At 71.4% G+C, this 15757-nt stretch carries 13 protein-coding genes; 2 read left to right on the plus strand and 11 right to left on the minus strand.

The window, feature by feature from the left end; translation table 11 throughout:
- Window positions 1-3 precede the first annotated feature (3 nt).
- The 3 genes from FGE12_RS09625 to FGE12_RS09635 form a co-directional block, all read right to left on the minus strand.
- Window positions 4-2778, minus strand: a complete 2775-nt coding sequence (locus FGE12_RS09625) for a pitrilysin family protein (RefSeq protein ID WP_153866105.1) — start codon at window positions 2776-2778, stop codon at window positions 4-6.
- Window positions 2779-2903: 125 nt separating this feature from the next.
- The gene (locus tag FGE12_RS09630) at window positions 2904-4076 is read right to left on the minus strand and encodes a thiolase family protein (RefSeq protein WP_153866106.1); all 1173 of its coding nucleotides are present in this window, start codon (window positions 4074-4076) and stop codon (window positions 2904-2906) included.
- 55 nt (window positions 4077-4131) lie between these two features.
- The gene (locus tag FGE12_RS09635) at window positions 4132-6525 is read right to left on the minus strand and encodes a 3-hydroxyacyl-CoA dehydrogenase/enoyl-CoA hydratase family protein (protein ID WP_153866107.1); all 2394 of its coding nucleotides are present in this window, start codon (window positions 6523-6525) and stop codon (window positions 4132-4134) included.
- Between the two features lie 131 nt (window positions 6526-6656).
- Here FGE12_RS09635 and FGE12_RS09640 point away from each other — a divergent pair, with 131 nt between their 5' ends.
- Window positions 6657-8411, plus strand: coding sequence for a M1 family metallopeptidase (locus FGE12_RS09640; protein ID WP_153866108.1), 1755 nt, complete (start codon window positions 6657-6659; stop codon window positions 8409-8411).
- Window positions 8412-8472: 61 nt separating this feature from the next.
- The gene (locus FGE12_RS09645) at window positions 8473-9174 is read left to right on the plus strand and encodes a S9 family peptidase (RefSeq protein WP_153866109.1); all 702 of its coding nucleotides are present in this window, start codon (window positions 8473-8475) and stop codon (window positions 9172-9174) included.
- A gap of 2 nt (window positions 9175-9176) precedes the next feature.
- On the opposite strand, the gene FGE12_RS09650 is transcribed toward FGE12_RS09645, so the two are convergent.
- The 8 genes from FGE12_RS09650 to FGE12_RS09685 all read right to left on the minus strand — a co-directional run bounded on the left by FGE12_RS09650 (window position 9177) and on the right by FGE12_RS09685 (window position 15756).
- Window positions 9177-9623 carry a protease gene (locus tag FGE12_RS09650; protein WP_228530687.1) on the minus strand — a complete coding sequence of 149 codons (447 nt, stop codon included), beginning with the start codon at window positions 9621-9623 and terminating at the stop codon, window positions 9177-9179.
- Window positions 9624-9886: 263 nt separating this feature from the next.
- The gene (locus tag FGE12_RS09655; protein WP_153866111.1) at window positions 9887-11002 is read right to left on the minus strand and encodes a M35 family metallo-endopeptidase; all 1116 of its coding nucleotides are present in this window, start codon (window positions 11000-11002) and stop codon (window positions 9887-9889) included.
- A gap of 202 nt (window positions 11003-11204) precedes the next feature.
- Window positions 11205-11726 (minus strand): hypothetical protein, encoded by a 522-nt coding sequence (locus FGE12_RS09660; protein WP_153866112.1) that lies wholly within the window; start codon window positions 11724-11726, stop codon window positions 11205-11207.
- A complete protein-coding gene (locus FGE12_RS09665) occupies window positions 11726-12604 on the minus strand; it encodes a site-specific DNA-methyltransferase (RefSeq protein WP_153866113.1) in 879 nt (292 codons plus the stop codon). Before FGE12_RS09665 ends, FGE12_RS09660 begins: the two co-directional genes overlap by 1 nt.
- A gap of 192 nt (window positions 12605-12796) precedes the next feature.
- Window positions 12797-13066, minus strand: a complete 270-nt coding sequence (gene rpmE, locus FGE12_RS09670; RefSeq protein WP_153866114.1) for a 50S ribosomal protein L31 — start codon at window positions 13064-13066, stop codon at window positions 12797-12799.
- 188 nt (window positions 13067-13254) lie between these two features.
- Window positions 13255-14121, minus strand: coding sequence for a tetratricopeptide repeat protein (locus FGE12_RS09675; protein WP_194797744.1), 867 nt, complete (start codon window positions 14119-14121; stop codon window positions 13255-13257).
- Window positions 14122-14193: 72 nt separating this feature from the next.
- The gene (gene cheB / locus FGE12_RS09680; RefSeq protein ID WP_153866116.1) at window positions 14194-15240 is read right to left on the minus strand and encodes a chemotaxis-specific protein-glutamate methyltransferase CheB; all 1047 of its coding nucleotides are present in this window, start codon (window positions 15238-15240) and stop codon (window positions 14194-14196) included.
- Window positions 15241-15315: 75 nt separating this feature from the next.
- The gene (locus FGE12_RS09685) at window positions 15316-15756 is read right to left on the minus strand and encodes a chemotaxis protein CheW (RefSeq protein ID WP_153866117.1); all 441 of its coding nucleotides are present in this window, start codon (window positions 15754-15756) and stop codon (window positions 15316-15318) included.
- Between the last annotated feature and the right edge of the window lies 1 nt (window position 15757).

Below are 15757 nucleotides of genomic sequence, written 5' to 3' on the forward strand. Positions count from 1 at the left end.
GGGCTAGCGCGACGCAGACTTGGTCGCCTTGCCCGCGGGCGCGGGAAGGCGCTCCACCTGGAAGCCGGCCGCCTCCAGCTGGGGCTGGAGGCTGGCCACGTCGCCCACCACCACCACGACCTCGGAGCCGAGGTTCAGCGCGCCGGCGAGGCTGCGCATGCCTGCCGCGTCCACCCGCGCGATCGCCTCGGGGTAGCGCTCCCAGTAGTCGGCGGGGAGCTGCGAGGCTGCGAGCGTGGTGAGGTGCTCGGCCGCGGCGCTCACGGTCCCGAAGCGCAGGTCGTAGTCGCTCGCCACCTGCCAGCGCGCGCGCACCGCCGCCTCCTCGCTCACGCCCGCCTTGCCCAGCTCGCCGAGGGTGCCGAGCATCAGCGTGAGCGCCTGGGCCGCGGCGGCGCGGTCCACGCGCGTGCTCACCATCAGGGCCGAGGTGCTCGCGTGCGGCTGCGACTCCACCTGCACGCCGTAGGTCACGCCCTGCTTCTCGCGCAGCGCGCGGGTGAGGCGGCGCTCCAGCGCCCACGCGAGCGCCTCCGCCGTGGCCTCCTGCTCGGCGTCGAGCTTCGGCCCGCGCAGGCCGATGCGGAAACCCGCCTGCGAGGCGCCCGGCTGGTCCACCAGCAGCACCGTGCGGCGCGCGGGGACGGCGGGCGCAGGCAGCAGCGCCCGCGGCCCGGTGGAGCCCCCGCCCTTCCAGCCGCCCAGCAGCCCCTCCAGCTGCGCCTGCAGCTCGGGGCCCGGCGTCACGTCCCCCGTGAGGTAGAGCGTGGCGCTGCTCGGGAGGATCTGCTGCTCGAGCCAGTCCTCCGCCTCGCCGTAGTCCAGCGCCCGCACCTGCTCGGGCGTGGGCACCGCGCCCAGCACGTGCTGCGGGTAGAGGCGCGAGCGGAAGGCCACCGCGGCGCGGTACTCGGGCTGCGCCTCGTTCGAGGCGAGCCCGTCCGCGAATGCGTCGCGCAGCTTGCGGAAGGAGGAGCGGCTCAGGTCCAGGTTCTTCACCCACTGGCGCATCTCGTCCACCAGGTGCGGCAGGTTGCCCGAGGAGGCCGAGCCGCCGTAGAGCACGAAGTCCTCGTCCACCCGCTGCAGCACCGTCTCGCCCACGTCGCCCGCGTACTGGCGGCCCGTGGAGCGCCAGGAGGCATAGAGCGCGAGCGCGGGCAGCGCCGCGGCGCTGCCGTCGGTGCCCGTGGCGTGGGTGCGGATGACGAGACGCGCATCCACCAGCGGCACCACGCCGCGCCGAGCGACCACCACCTGCAGGCCGTTGCTCAGCGTGAGGCGCTCCACCCGGTCCAGCCCCGGCGCCTGCGCCACCTTGCGCACGTCCAGCTCACCGGTGGGCGGCAGCTCTGCGTCCTCGCCGTGCAGCTCGCCGCCCCCGCCCGCCGCCGCGCGGGTGCTCGCGGCGCTCGCCACGGAGGGGCCGCGTGCGTCGGGCACCACCAGCAGCGTCTGCACGCGATCGGCCGTCAGGTACTTCTCGGTGTAGGGCGCGAGCGAGTGCTTCAGCGTCTCGCGGATCTGCGCGGGCCAACCGGCGACGTAGTCGGGCTTGCCGGTCGAGCGCAGGTACTGGGCCACGTCCGGGGTGGACAGCTGCTCGAGCCCGAGGAAGGCGTCCGTCACCATCCGGGCCCGCACGTCGTTCATCGCCATGTCCACGCCGTAGGCGCGGTCGTGCAGGGTGTGCAGCGCCGTCATCACCTTGTCGATCACCTTCGGCGCGTCCTCGCGCGACTCGAGCTCCACGCTCGCGAGGACGAGCGTCGCCCCGTCCAGCACCAGCGCGTTCGCGTCCGAGCCGAGCACCTTGTCGTTCACGCGAAGGGAGAGCAGCTCGTAGCTCATGATGCTGGAGAGGATCTCCGAGGCCGCGAGCGCCTGCGGCGTCTGGCCCGAGTAGCGGCCCGGGACGGCCCAGCTCATCCACAGCCGCGGGTGACTGACCGGGGCCTGCTTCACCACCAGGGGCCCCGCGGGCCGCTCGGGCAGGGGCGGCGGCGTGCGCTCCACGGGCGCCGAGTGGCTGCCGGTGGCGAGCGAGCCGAAGCTCGAGGCCACGAGCCCGCCCACCTCCGGCCCCTTCACCGGGCTGGTGACCACCAGCACCGCGCGCGCGGGGCGGTAGTAGGTCTGGGCCCAGGTGCGCACGTCCTCGAGCCGCAGCGCGCGCAGCGACTGCACCGTGCCCGAGACGCTGCGCGCGTAGGGGTGGCCCGCGGGCAGCGCCGACTCCAGCACCAGCGCCTGCTGCGCCCCGAGCTCGTCACCCTCCTCGCGCTCGTGCAGCTCGGCGATGACCACGTCGCGCTCGGCGAGGAACTCCGCCTCGGTCACGTTCGCCAGCGCGTCGCGCATGCGCTGGGCCTCCAGCCGCAGCACGCTGCGCAGCTGGATGATCGGCGCGTGCGTCCAGAAGTCGGTCTGGTCGTGGCTCGTGAAGGCGTTCACGATGGCGCCCGTCGCCGCGAGGCGGCTGTCCATCGTGGGGGCGCCGGGCCCGCCCGGCCGGCCGCGGAAGGCCAGGTGCTCGGCCAGGTGTGCGAGGCCCTCCTGCCCGCGCCCCTCGTCCGAGGCGCCCACCCGGTAGGACACGTTCACCGTCGCGCGCGTGGCGGCGGGGTCCTCGTACACCACCAGCCGCATGCCCGAGGGGAAGGCCTCGTAGTAGCCCTTGTACGCGACGGGCCGGGCGATGGGGCGCGCCGGCGGCATCGCCGTCACGCAGGCCAGGAGCGGGCAGAGCAGGGTGAGCAGGGAAAGGCGGACGCGCATGACTTGCGGTCATATCAAGCCCGCCGCGCGCCCAGCCAACCCCTCCCCCAAAGCAGAGGGCCCGCGCTGGCGCAGTGCGCCAGGGCGGGCCCCGGGGTCCAGGCGGCGCAGTGCGCCCGCGCGGACTACTTCGCGTTCTCGATGAGCGCGGCGGCGCCCATGCCGCCGCCGATGCACATGGTCACCACGCCGTAGCGGCCGTTGCGGCGCTTGAGCTCGCGCAGGATGGTGGCCACCAGGCGCGTGCCGGAGACGCCCAGCGGGTGGCCCAGGGCGATGGCGCCGCCGTTGGGGTTCACCTTGTCGAGCGGGATGCCCAGCTCGCGGATGCAGTGCAGCGCCTGCGCGGCGAAGGCCTCGTTGAGCTCGAAGACGTCGATGTCCTCGACCTTGAGGTTGTTCTTCGCGAGCAGCTTCTTCACCGCCGGCACCGGGCCGATGCCCATCACCTCGGGCGGCACGCCCGCCACCTGGAAGTCGAGGAAGTAGCCCAGGGGCTTCACCCCGAGCTCCTTCGCCTTCTCCTCGCTCATCACCACGGCCGCCGCGGCGCCGTCGGTGAGCGGGCTCGCGTTGCCGGCCGTCACCACGCCCTTCTGGTTGAAGGCGGGGCGCAGCTTCGCCAGGCCCTCGAGCGTGGTCTCGGGGCGCAGGATGGTGTCGTCCTTCACGGTGACGGTGTGCTGCTTGCCGTCCTCGTCGAACACCTTCACGGTGATGGGGGCGATCTCCTCGCGGAACTTGCCCGTCTCGCGCGCGTTGGCCGCGCGCCGCTGGCTCTCGTAGGCGAACTTGTCCGCGTCCTCGCGGCTCACGCTGTAGCGCGTGGCGATGTTCTCCGCGGTCGCGCCCATGGAGGTGTAGACCTCGGGGATCTTCTCCATGATCTCGGGGTTCGCGGACACCTTGTTGCCGCCCATGGGGACCATGGACATGGACTCGGTGCCCCCGCCGATACCGACCTGGATCATCCCCGCCATGATGGCCTGGGCCACCTGGGCGATGGACTGGGTGCCGGACGCGCAGAACCGGTTCACGGTGACGCCCGCCACGCTCTGCGGCAGGCCCGCGAGCAGCGCGGCGTTGCGCGCCACGTTCATCCCCTGCTCCGCCTCCGGCATGGCGCAGCCGAGCACCACGTCATCGATCTGCTCGGGCTTGAGGCCGGGCACCTGCTTGACCGCCTCGCGGATGGCGTGCGCGGCGAGCGTGTCCGGACGGGTGTCCTTCAGCTCTCCCTTGTGGGCGCGCGTGAACGGGGTGCGCACGGCGCTGGCAATGACGACTCGAGTGGGCATGTGTCTGTTCTCCCGGAATGCTTTTCCGTAACGGGTGGGATGCGGTCTGCCGCGGCTAGTTGCGCAGCGGCTTGCCCTTCTCGAGCATGTGCATGAGGCGGTCCTGGCTCTTCTCCTCGCCGATGAGGCTGAGGAAGGCCTCCAGCTCCAGCTCCAGCAGCTGCTCCTCGGTGAGCAGCGCGCTGGTGCTGGTGTCGCCGCCGGTGAGCACGCGGGCGAGCGTGCGGCCGATCTTCCGGTCGTGGGCGGAGATCTGGTTGTTCAGCTCCATGTCGTACAGGAGCATGTCGATGGTGGCCGCGCCGCTGGGGCCGCTGAGGCGGAACTTCGTGGGGCGCGGCGCGCGGAAGCCCGCGCTCGCCATGCCCAGCACCCGCGCCTTCGCGTCCGAGAGCAGCAGGTCGCGGTTCGCGCTGATGCCGTCCGAGTCCTTGAGGAAGCCGAACTCGCGCGCCTCCTCGGCGCTCGTCGCCACCTTCGCGGTGCCGATCGTGAGGAACACCTTCTTGAGGAAGGGCAGCGGGTCGAAGTCCTTGTCGCCCGCGTAGGGGCCGTACACGTTGCGCAGCAGCTGCATCGTGCCGCCGCCGCCGGGGATGAGGCCCACGCCCACCTCCACCAGGCCCATGTAGGTCTCGGCCGAGGCCTGGATGGCGTTGGCGCCCATGGCGGCCTCCGCGCCGCCGCCCAGGGTGAGGCCGAAGGGCGCGCTCACCACGGGCACCGGGCTGTAGCGCATGCGCTGGTTCGCCGCCTGGAAGCCCTTGGCCATGGTGCGGATGGCCTCGAACTCGCCGCTCTTCGCGGCCCACAGCATGGCCATGATGTTGGCGCCGGCGCTGAAGTTGCTCCCGTCGTTGCCGATGACCAGGCCGCGGAAGTTCTTCTCCGTCTCCTCGATGGCGGTGTTCATCATCGCGATGATGCCGTCGTCGATGGAGTTCATCTTGGAGTGGAACTCGAGCAGCGTGACGCCGTCACCCATGTCCCAGAGGCTCGCGCTGTCGTTGCCGGCGAGCTTCTTGTTGCCGCGCTTGAGGTACTCCACGCGCAGCGTGCGGGCGTTCTCCTGCACGGGCTTGGCGCTCTTGCTGGGGATGTCCCAGTAGGTGTCGCGGCCGTTCTCCACGCCGTAGAAGCTCTCGCGCCCCGCGGCGAGCATCTGCTCCACCCAGGCGGCGGGCTTCATCCCGAGCGCCTTCATGCGCTCCACGCCCTTGCGCACGCCGTAGGCGTCCCAGGTCTCGAAGGGGCCCAGCTCCCAGCCGAAGCCCCAGCGCACGCCGCGGTCCACGTTGACCACGTCGTCGGCGATCTCCGGGATGCGGCGGCTCGAGTAGGCGAGCACGTCCAGCGTCACCTTCTCCGCGAACTTGCCCGCCTTGTCCTCGGCGCGCATCACGCTGGCGATGCGCTCGCCGACGTTCTCGATCTCCTTCGCCGCGCCGAGGCTCTCGAAGCGCACCTTGGCCTGCTTGCGGTACTCGAGCGTCTTGAGGTCGAGCGCGAGGATCTCCTTCTCGCCGCCCTCGCCCTTGCCCTTCTTGTAGAAGCCGCCGCCGCTCTTGTCGCCGAGCATGCCCTTGGCGACCATCTTCTGCAGGAACTCGGGGGCGGCGAAGGTGTCGCGCTCCTCGTCCTTCGTCAGCGTGTCGAAGCAGTTCTTCGCCACGTGGGTGAAGGTGTCCAGGCCCACGATGTCCGCGGTGCGGAACACGGCGCTCTTGGGGCGGCCCATGGCCGGCCCGAAGATCTTGTCCACCTCCTCGATGGACAGCTCCGCCTTCTGCATCTCGGCGATGGTGCGCATCATCCCGTACACGCCGATGCGGTTCGCGATGAAGTTGGTCGTGTCCTTGCCGTACACGATCCCCTTGCCCAGCACCTCCTCACCGAAGGTGTGGATGCGCTGCAGGACGGCGGGGTCCGTGTCCGGACCGGCCACCAGCTCCAGCAGCTTCATGTAGCGCACGGGGTTGAAGAAGTGCGTGACGAGGAAGTGCTTCTTGAAGGTCGCGGAGCGCCCCTCGAGCATGCCGGTGATGGAGAGGCCCGAGGTGTTGCTGGAGATGATCGCGTCCGGGCGCAGGTGCTTCTCCACCTTCGCGAAGGTGGCCTGCTTCACGGCGAGGTCCTCCTTCACCACCTCGATGACCCAGTCGCACTCGGCGATGCGCGCCATGTCGTCCTCGAAGTTGCCCACCTCGAGGTAGCCCAGCGCCTGCTCGCTCATGATGGGGCTGGGCTTCTGCTTGCGCAGGTTGCCGAGCGCCGCGAGCGCGAACTTGTTGCGGAAGGCCTTGCTCGCCGTGTCCTCGCCGGGGTTCGCCTTGGGCGGGACGATGTCCAGGAGCAGCGCACGCACACCCGAGTTGGCCAGGTGGGAGGCGATCCCGCTGCCCATCACACCGGCACCCAGCACTGCCACTTTGCGGATCCGCGTCGTCATCTGAATGGCTCCCTGAGGGAAATGAGGCCCGAGAAGGCTTGGGGGAGTGCAGGAATGTAGGCTCTTGACCCGAAAGTCAACCGAGTCCGGCTACCGCCCGGGGACGAAACGATTAGAAGAAGCAGTACCCCATGGCGCGCCTCGACCCGCACTCGTTCAACGATTCGTCCCAGCCTGAAACCGAGCACCTGGAGTGGCGCGCCCGCGTCGACTTCCGGACGCAGCGGCTGTATGCGCAGGCCACGCTGAGCCTCAAGGAGCCCAGCGGCGGCCCGCTGGACCTGGACACGCGCGACCTGGAGATCCGCCGGGTGGTGGACGAGGCGGGCGAGCCCCTGCCCTTCGTGCTCTCGCCGCCCGAGCCCATCCTCGGCAGCCGGCTGCGCGTGCAGCTGCCCACGGGCACGCGCCGCTTCACGGTGCACTACCGCACGAGTCCCCACGCGAGCGCCCTGCAGTGGCTCACCCCCGAGCAGACGGCCGGCGGCCAGCACCCCTTCCTCTTCAGCCAGTGCCAGGCCATCCACGCGCGCAGCGTGGTGCCCCTGCAGGACACCCCGCGCATCCGGCTGCGCTACCGCGCCGAGCTCACCGTGCCCAAGGCGCTCAAGGCGGTGATGGCGGCGGGCTTCCTCAAGCGCGAGGAGCAGGGCGTGGAGGCGGTGGAGCACTACGAGATGCCGCAGCCCATCGCGCCCTACCTGCTCGCCTTCGCGGTGGGCAGCCTCGCGCCCAAGGAGCTGGGGCCGCGCTCGCGGGTGTGGGCCGAGCCCGAGCTGCTGGAGGCCGCGGCCGAGGAGTTCGAGGGGGTGGACGCGATGCTGCGCGCCGCCGAGAGCCTCTTCGGCCCCTACGACTGGGAGCGCTTCGACCTGCTCACCATGCCGCCCTCCTTCCCCTACGGCGGCATGGAGAACCCGCGCCTCACCTTCCTCACCCCCACGCTGCTGGTGGGCGACAAGAGCCTGGTGAACGTGGTGGCGCACGAGCTCGCGCACTCGTGGACGGGCAACCTGGTCACCAACGCGAGCGCCGAGCACTTCTGGCTCAACGAGGGCTTCACCGTCTTCGCCGAGCGGCGCATCCTCGAGGCGCTCGCGGGCCCCGAGGTCGCGAGCCTGCACGCCGCGCTGGGGCGGCGCTCGCTGGACGAGGCACTCGAGCACTTCCGCGCCCACCCCGAGCTCACCCACCTGCGCACGCACCTGTCCCACGTGGACCCGGACGAGGCCTTCAGCCAGGTGCCCTACGAGAAGGGCTACCTGCTCTTGCGCGCGCTCGAGGAGGCCGTGGGGCGCGAGCGCTTCGACGGGTACCTGCGCCGGTATCTCGAGACCTACCGCTTCCAGGCACTCACCACGGAGGAGTTCGTCGCCTTCACGGAGCGGGAGCTCCCCGGCGCGCTCGCGCAGGTGCATGCGGACACGTACCTGCACGCGCCGGGCGTCCCCACGGGCGCGCCCTCCCCGCGCTCCGAGCGGCTCGAGCAGCTCAAGGCGCTCGCGGGCAAGGTGCCGACGGACGCACAGGTGCGCGCCTGGACTCCGACGGAGTGGCAGCTGTACCTCGAGTGGCTTCCCCCCTCCACGCCGCGCGCCACCTTCAAGGAGCTGGACGAGCGCTTCGGGCTCACCCAGAGCCGCAACTCCGAGGTGCTCGTGGCCTGGCTCGTGGCAGCGCTGCGCGCGGACTACGGGCCCGCCGTCGCCCGCACGGAGCAACTGCTCTCCGAGGTGGGGCGCATGAAGTACCTCAAGCCCCTGTACACGCAGCTGGTCGCCTCGCGGAAGCACCGCGCGCTCGCGCGCCACCTGCTCGAGCGCAACCGCAGTCGGTACCATCCGATTGCGCGGCAGGGCGTGGAGGCCATTCTCGCGAAGGCGTGAGCGGCGGACGGGACGGATACGCCCACGGCCTCCCTGTCGTTGAGGAGGGGGGAGGACACGGATGCGCCGCTTCTGCCTGGTGGTGGTGTTGCTCGCGGGGTGTGCGCACCCGCGTGCGCCGGCGCCTGCGATTCGCGAGCTCTCCGGCACGCCTCCGGGCGGGCTCGCGTACCGGCTCTATCTGCCCGAAGGTCCGCGTCCTGCGCGCCTCGTGCTGTGGTTGCATCCATCCGGCCACTCGCTCAACGAGACGGCCGCGCGGCTCGCGCCTCTGCTCGCCCGGCACGGCTTCGCGCTGCTCACGCCGGTGGACAAGGACTTCCACAGCTGGCGCAGCGACGAGGCGAACCGGCTGATGGGCGTCACCCTCCCCTCGCTCGCGCAGCAGCCCGGCCTGGAAGCGCGCCGCCCCGTGCTGCTGGGCTTCAGTGCCGGAGGCCAGCTCGCGCTGCTCCTGTGGCAGGGCCATCCGGAGCTGCTGGGCGGCGCGGTGCTCATGGCCACCTCGCCGGTGGATGCGCGCGGCGACGCCATCGCCGCGCCCGAGGCTTCCCCCGCAGTGCTCGCGCGCGCGCCGCTGCTCGTGCTCACCGGCGAGCGCGACGTGGGCGCGGGGCCGTGGCGCGCAGCCGAGGGGCGGCTGCGGCGCGCGGGCGCGGTGCTCCAGGTACGCACCGTGCCGGAGCGCGGGCATGAGTGGCTCCTGGAGGGCGCGCAGCTGGACGCGCTCGAGCGCTGGCTCGCGGCGCTGCCCAGTCCCTGAAGCTAGAGGCGCTCCGTCTCCACCGGGGCGCAGCGCACGGCCATCGGCTGGGGCGTCTCGCGCGGCACCTCAGAGCGCGCGTGGGCCACGTCCATCAGCGGCCCCGGGAAGCCGAGCGCGTAGCGGCCCGGCGCGGCGGTGTCGTAGGCGAGGCCCACGTCCACCTCGCCGTCCACCGAGGCGCCGGGGGCGAGCTCGCGGTAGTCGTCGGCGGTGGGGGCGGCGCGCTTCACCAGCGGGCCCTGATAGGGCAGCTCGGCGCCGTTGCGCTTCACCTCGAGCATGCGCGAGCGCAGGCCCTCGAGCGGCGTGTGCCAGTCCAGCACGTAGAGCGTCTCGCGGCCGCGGTTGGTGAGCCGGAAGCGCAGGGTCATGGGCTCGCCCTGCTTCACGCGCGGCGCCACGCTCAGGGTGCACTCCAGGGGCGCTGCCTCTTGGGCTCCGGTCATGGCGGCCTCCGTTCCTGCGTCCTGCGGCGGCACGGCAGCGGGCGCGGTGGGCGGCTTCGCCCCGTCCGCGGCGCCGGGCGCGGGGGCCTCCTTGCGGGAGGCACAGGCGCCGAGGGAAAGGGTTGCTGCGAGCGCGACTGCGAGGCTGCTCCGGCCAATGTGCTTGGACATGCGCAGAGGGACGCATAGGCGGCCCGCGTATGCAAAAAGAAAAGCGGGGGCGCCCGCCCGAGCGCCCCCGCTCCGTGCTGCATCCGCAGCGGCTACTGCAGGAAGGGGTTGTTCTCGGCGAAGTATTCGTGGCTGTCCGCGTTGTCGAGGGCGGCCGCGGGGTCGGAGATGGCGAGGTTCTTCGCACCGCTCTGGCCGTAGACGTGATCGTCCGTGCCGGCGGTCACGTTGAAGTGGCTCATCTCGTGGACGAGCGTGCCGCCCTTGGAGTCGGTGCCGGTCATTGGCGCGGACCAGAAGGCGCGGCACACGTAGATCTTGTACGGCTGCGTCGGGTAGACGTACGCGTAGTAGGACTTCTTGCAGCCGCAGTCGAGCGTGACGGGCTTGGTGTTGAACGCGTCCGCGATCGCCACGAAGTGGCTCTTCGCCGTGTTCCAGCCGCTGCTGGAGAAGGCGCCGAACCAGGTGGTGTAGCGCGGGGTGCCGGAGGGCGTACCCGCGAGGTAGCTGGAGGCCGCGTTCGAGTAGTTGCTCGCGGCGCTCAGCGCCTGCAGCAGCGTGGACTGCTGGGTCGCGTCACAGCGGCCGGTGAAAGAGACCTGGCTCGTCACCTGGGCCGCGACCTCGCGCTCCAGCGCCTCGGCGCCGCTCGCGCGGCCCTCGACCCAGAGCGAGAGCGCGTTGGAGCGCGCGGTGCCCAGGGCGCGGGGCCCCGCGGCGTTGAGGTGCTGCGCGGCCACCTCGAAGCGGACGTCGTAGTGGCCCGTGCGCGAGAGATCGTAGACCTCGGCGAGGTCCACCGAGCGCACCAGGCTCTCGCCCGGCTCGAGCCGCACGTAGTCGGCCGCGGTGGGGGCGGCGCGCTTGTAGTGCGGGCCCACGAAGGCCACCGCCTCGCCGTCACGCGTGACGGAGAAGAGGCGCTCCTCGAGGCCGTCCGCCGGGGTGAACCAGCGCAGCAGGCGCACCGCGTGGTCGCCCCCGTTGCGCAGGGTGACGGTGACGAGGGCGCGGTCGGAGAGCGCGAAGGCGGCCTTGTCCGAGCCCAGGGTCACGGTGACGGCGCTGGTATCCGCCTCGCGCAGGTCCGTGAGGCTGTCCTGCACCAGCTCCTCACCCGAGGGCGCGCCACAGGCCCCGAGCAGTGCGGCACAGACGAGACCACCCAGCGTGCGGCTCCAACGTCCACGAAGGCTCTGGCTCATGCGGCAGGCATCCTTTGCTGTGAAGGGGGGTGCAGCCGGCGCGCGCTCCTGCCGCGCCGGGCGCCCGCTGCCTTCAGCAAGGGCCGAGCCAGTGTGGGCGCCTGTGCGATTTCACGGGCTTGCTGCGTCCGCTACGCGCGGGTGGAGCACGCGCGCTCCACCGCGGGTGCGCGGGCGCGCGACACTGCTGACCGAATTCCGGTCAGCGCTCGGGGGCGGACGGGGGCTGCTGCAGAGGGGGCGCCTCGACCCAGTGGCGCAGCCACGCCTCCGCGAAGTCCATCTGGAACGGGGTGTCGTAGAAGAACAGCGCGTAGAGGAGCGCCGCGAACCCAACCGGGATGACGAGCGATACGAGCTCGACCGGGGCGAGATGGTCGAGCGCCACCCCGAGCTGCATGCACGCGATCGCGGCCAGGAGCGTTGCGACCACGAGGAAGAACGCGGTCGGGTACGCGGGAGGCCGGATCCGCACCTCGAGGGTGCTCCCGTGGGGAGCATCGAGGATGCGGCCCCGGACGACGGGAAACTCCCGGCGACCGCGCCTGGCGCGGGCGAACCAGAACGTGTCCCCGTCCACCTCGCCTACGAACTCCTCCTTGGGACGGAACAGGCGGAACACCGAGGGAGGCGCGAGCTTCCGGGAGATGCGCTCGCGCACCCAGGCGGGCGGCAGGGGCGACTGGAAGGTCACGTCCCTGTGCGGCAGGAACTTCAGCTCCACTAGCGCCCCGCCTGGGCCTCGAGCCGGCAGCGGGCGATGTCCAGGTAGCTCGCGTCCATGTCGATGCCCACGTAGCGGCGGCCGTGCTTCAGCGCCGCGACGCCCGTGGTGCCCGAGCCGTTGAAGGGGTCGAGGATGAGCGCGTCCGGGGAGGTGCTCGCCTCGATGATGCGCTCGAGCAGCGCCACCGGCTTCTGCGTGGGGTGGCTGCCGTGCGCCTTCTCCTCCTTGCGCGGAGACAGCATGCTCCAGACGCGGCCCTCGCCGTCCGCCGTGAGCTCCTCGTCACCGGCCTTGGGCAGGCTCCACACGTCGCGCATCTGCTTGCCGCCGTTCTCCTGCTTCATGCGCGCGTAGTTGTACGTGTGCTGCAGCTTCGAGGCGGGCTTGGGGCTCGCCCAGATGAGCAGCTCGCTGGAGTGCGTGAAGTAGCGGCAGCTCAGGTTGGGGCTGGCGTTGGGCTTGTACCAGGTGACCGTGTTGAGCAGCTTGAACCCGAGCTTCTGCATGGCGAAGCCCGCGTTGAAGATGACGTGCTGCGTGCCGCTCACCCACAGGGTGCCGGTGGGCTTGAGCACGCGCTGGCAGGCCTCCAGCCACTTGGTGGTGAAGGCGTGGTCGTCCTCGATGCCGCGGCTCACGTCCCAGCCGCCCTTGGCCACGGAAACGCGCTTGCCGCCCTTGCAGGTGAAGCCGCCGTTGGACAGGAAGTACGGCGGGTCCGCGAACACCATGTCGAAGGTGTGCGGCTCGAACTGGTTGAGCAGCGCCACGCTGTCGCCCTGGTAGAGCCGGTACGCGTCGCCGCGCGCGAACTCGCACTCGCGCAGGGGACGGTCGACAAGCTTCAGGGCAGTGGCAGCAGCGTTCGCAGACATACGCCTCCCTCGGGAAGTCGGTAGGCCGCGAACTGTGGGGGTGCTCCGGTGCTACGTCGAATTTCTGGTCTGTAGCGCCCGAAAACTTGACGCGGGGGGCGCGCGAGAAGGCCCTCCGAAACGCCACGAGCCGGGCGCTTGTGGGCGCCCGGCTCGCGGGGAACTGCAACACTGTTGCAAGAGGCGAGGCGCTTAGGCCTTGGCCTTCTTCGCGGCGGGCTTCTTCTCCGCGGCGGCGGCACCCTCGGCGGCCGGAGCGGCCTCCTTCTTCTCGTACTTCTTGCGGAAGCGGTCGATGCGGCCGGCCGTGTCCATCAGCTTGTACTTGCCGGTGTAGAAGGGGTGGCAGTTGTTGCAGACTTCCACCTGGAACGAGCCGCGGGTGGACTTGGTCTCGATGACGTTGCCGCAGGCGCAGGTGACGCGCGAGGGCGGGTAAACCGGGTGCAGTTCGGGCTTCATGACATCTCCTGGCGCCTTGCCCCCACCCTTTCCAACGGCTGTGGGAGGTCCGGCTCGCGTGAGTGGACTGCGGCTTATAGCGGCCCCCCCCGGCAGGCACAAGCGCCGGGGACCGCTCCAGTAGAATGCGCGAGGAGGGCCCGGGTTTCGCGCGGTTGGACGGGCGACCCGCTCGCCTGCCCTCCTGCCTACTTCTTCTTCGCCGGCGCGGGGCGCTTCTGCTTGTTCAGCTCGGCGAGGCGGGCCTTCGCGGTCTTCGCGGCGGGGCTCTTGGGGTGCGCGGTGACGAGCTCCTCCAGGGCGAGGCGCGACTCGTCCGCCATCTTCAGCTCGCGGAAGCAGTCGCTCGCGCGCAGGTAGGCGTCCGGCGCGGACGGCGCCTTGGGGTAGTCCTGCATCACCTTGCCGTACTCGGGCAGGGCCTCGCGGCACTTGCTCTCGGCCACGTAGCTCTCGCCGAGGCCGAAGTGGGCCTGGCCCGCGAGCGGGTCCTTCGGCCACTTCTTGAGCCACTCGCGGTACAGCGTGCGCGCGAGCACCGGGTCGTCCTTGAGCTTGCCGTCCGCGAGGTCCAGGAACTCCTTCTTGTCCGCGGGGCGGGGCAGCTCCTCGGCCTTGCGCTTGGCCTCGGCGGCCTTCACCGCGTCCGAGCCCTGCAGCTCGAGGAGGCGCTTGTCGGTCTCGTCCTTCTGCGCGGCGAGTGCCGTCTCCAGCTGGCCGATCTTGAAGAGGTACTCCTCCACCTGGCCGCGCAGCTGCGCGAGGTCCTCCACGGTCTTCTGCAGCTGCACGCCCACGTCCGCGCTGCTGCGCCGGCTGCCCTTCTCCAGGCTGTCCAGCGCGCGCGTCACCTCGGCCACCTTCTCGTCGATGCGCGGCAGCGTCGTGGCGAGCTGGGCGCGCGCCTGCTCCAGGTCCTTGGAGAGGCGCGCGTTGTCGTTGGCGAGCTGGTCCACGCGGTCCTCGAGCGCGCGGCCGCGGGTGGCCGGGTAGAAGCAGCCGCTGAGCGAGAGCGCGAGGAGGGCCGGGAGCAGTCGGGTGCAGGAGCGCGTCATGGGGGCGCATCCTAGGAAAAAACGGACGGCCATTGGGGCACTTCTGGCGACGCACTCCTGGCGGGGGCGCTTCTAGCGGTTCTCGCCGCGCGCGAGCCGCACCAGCGTGCTCGCCACCTCGTCCGCGTGGATGAGGTGGTCCACGGCCTTGAGCTTCACCGCGGCGCCCGGCATGCCGAACACCACGCAGGACTCCTCGCTCTGGCCCAGGGTGAGCCCGCCGGAGCGCTTGATGGCGAGCATGCCCTCGGCGCCGTCCGCGCCCATGCCGGTGAGGATGAGGCCCACGGCCCTTCGCCCGTAGGCGCGAGCCGCGCTCTCCAGCAGCACGGTGCCCGAGGGCATGTGCCCGTCGCGCTCCGTTCCGCTCTGCAGCGCGACGCGGCCGCGGAACGGGATGGTGAGGTGCTGGCCGGGGGGCGCGATGAGCACGGTGCCCGGATGCAGCGCATCGCCGTCCTGGGCGAGGCGCACCTTGAGCTTGGAGCTGTTGCCCATCCACGTCGCGAGGCTCTCCGCGAACGCGGCGTTGATGTGCTGCACGATCACGATGGGCGCGGGGAAGTCGCGCGGCAGCTCGGACACCATGCGCTGCAGCACCTGGGGCCCGCCGGTGGAGGCGGCCACCGCCACGATGCCCATGCCCCCTGCCGCGAGCTGCGGCTCGCTGCTCAGCCCTGCGCCGCCCGCGCCGCGCACCTTGCCGCGCACGTGGCGGATGACCTTCACGCTCGCCAGCAGCTTCACCTCGCGCGCGAGGTTCCACGCCTCGGGCTCCGAGTCGATGGAGGGCTTGATCTGCAGCGCGAGCGCGCCGAGCTCCAGCGCGCGGTAGGTGAGCTCGGGGGCCTGGTAGCGGGGGTCGCCGGTGAGCAGCAGGATAGGCGTGGGGCGCTCGGCCATGATGTGCTCGACGGCGGTGAGGCCGTCCATCACGGGCATGTCCACGTCCATGGTGATGACGTCGGGCTTCAGGACGGCGAGGCGCTCGAGTGCCTCACTGCCGTTGGCGGCAGTACCGGCGATCTCGATGTCCGGATCCAGCCGGAGCACCTCGCTGACGAGCTGTCGGACGATGAGCGAGTCATCGACGACGAGCACCCTGACCTTCTTGCCCATGGTGGAGTTGTCTCTATCCCGTCGGCGCCGCTGGGAACATCCCCTTGCAGCCGGGCAGGCGATCGTGCGCCCTCTCTACACGCGGCGGCTGAGGAAGTCGAAGAGCCCCTCGGGCTCGAGCACCAGCACGCTGCGGTCGGCGGCCTGTGCAGGGCCGAGCAGGTGGAGGTGGACACCGCTCGCACCTTGTGGCTCGAAGCTGCCCGTCACGGGCGCCACGTCGTCCACGGCGCTGGCGGTGAGGCCGAGCACCCCGCGCGCCACGCGCACGAGCACGGCGCGGGCGGTGGGCTGGGGCACCCCGGTGACGAGCTGCCCCAGGTCCACCACGGGGATCACCTCGCCGCGGTGGTTGAACACCCCCAGCAGGTGCGCGGGCGCACCCGGCACCCGGGTGAGGGGGGGAAAGGTCACCACCTCCGCGGCGAGGGGCGCGGGGACCGCGTACCAGCGGTCCCCGCAGGCGAAGAGGAGGTGCTCCGGGCGCGTCTCGGTGGGAGGCTGAGGAGAAGCCATG

It is taken from the genome of Aggregicoccus sp. 17bor-14 (genome assembly GCF_009659535.1).
Classification (GTDB): Bacteria; Myxococcota; Myxococcia; order Myxococcales; family Myxococcaceae; genus Aggregicoccus.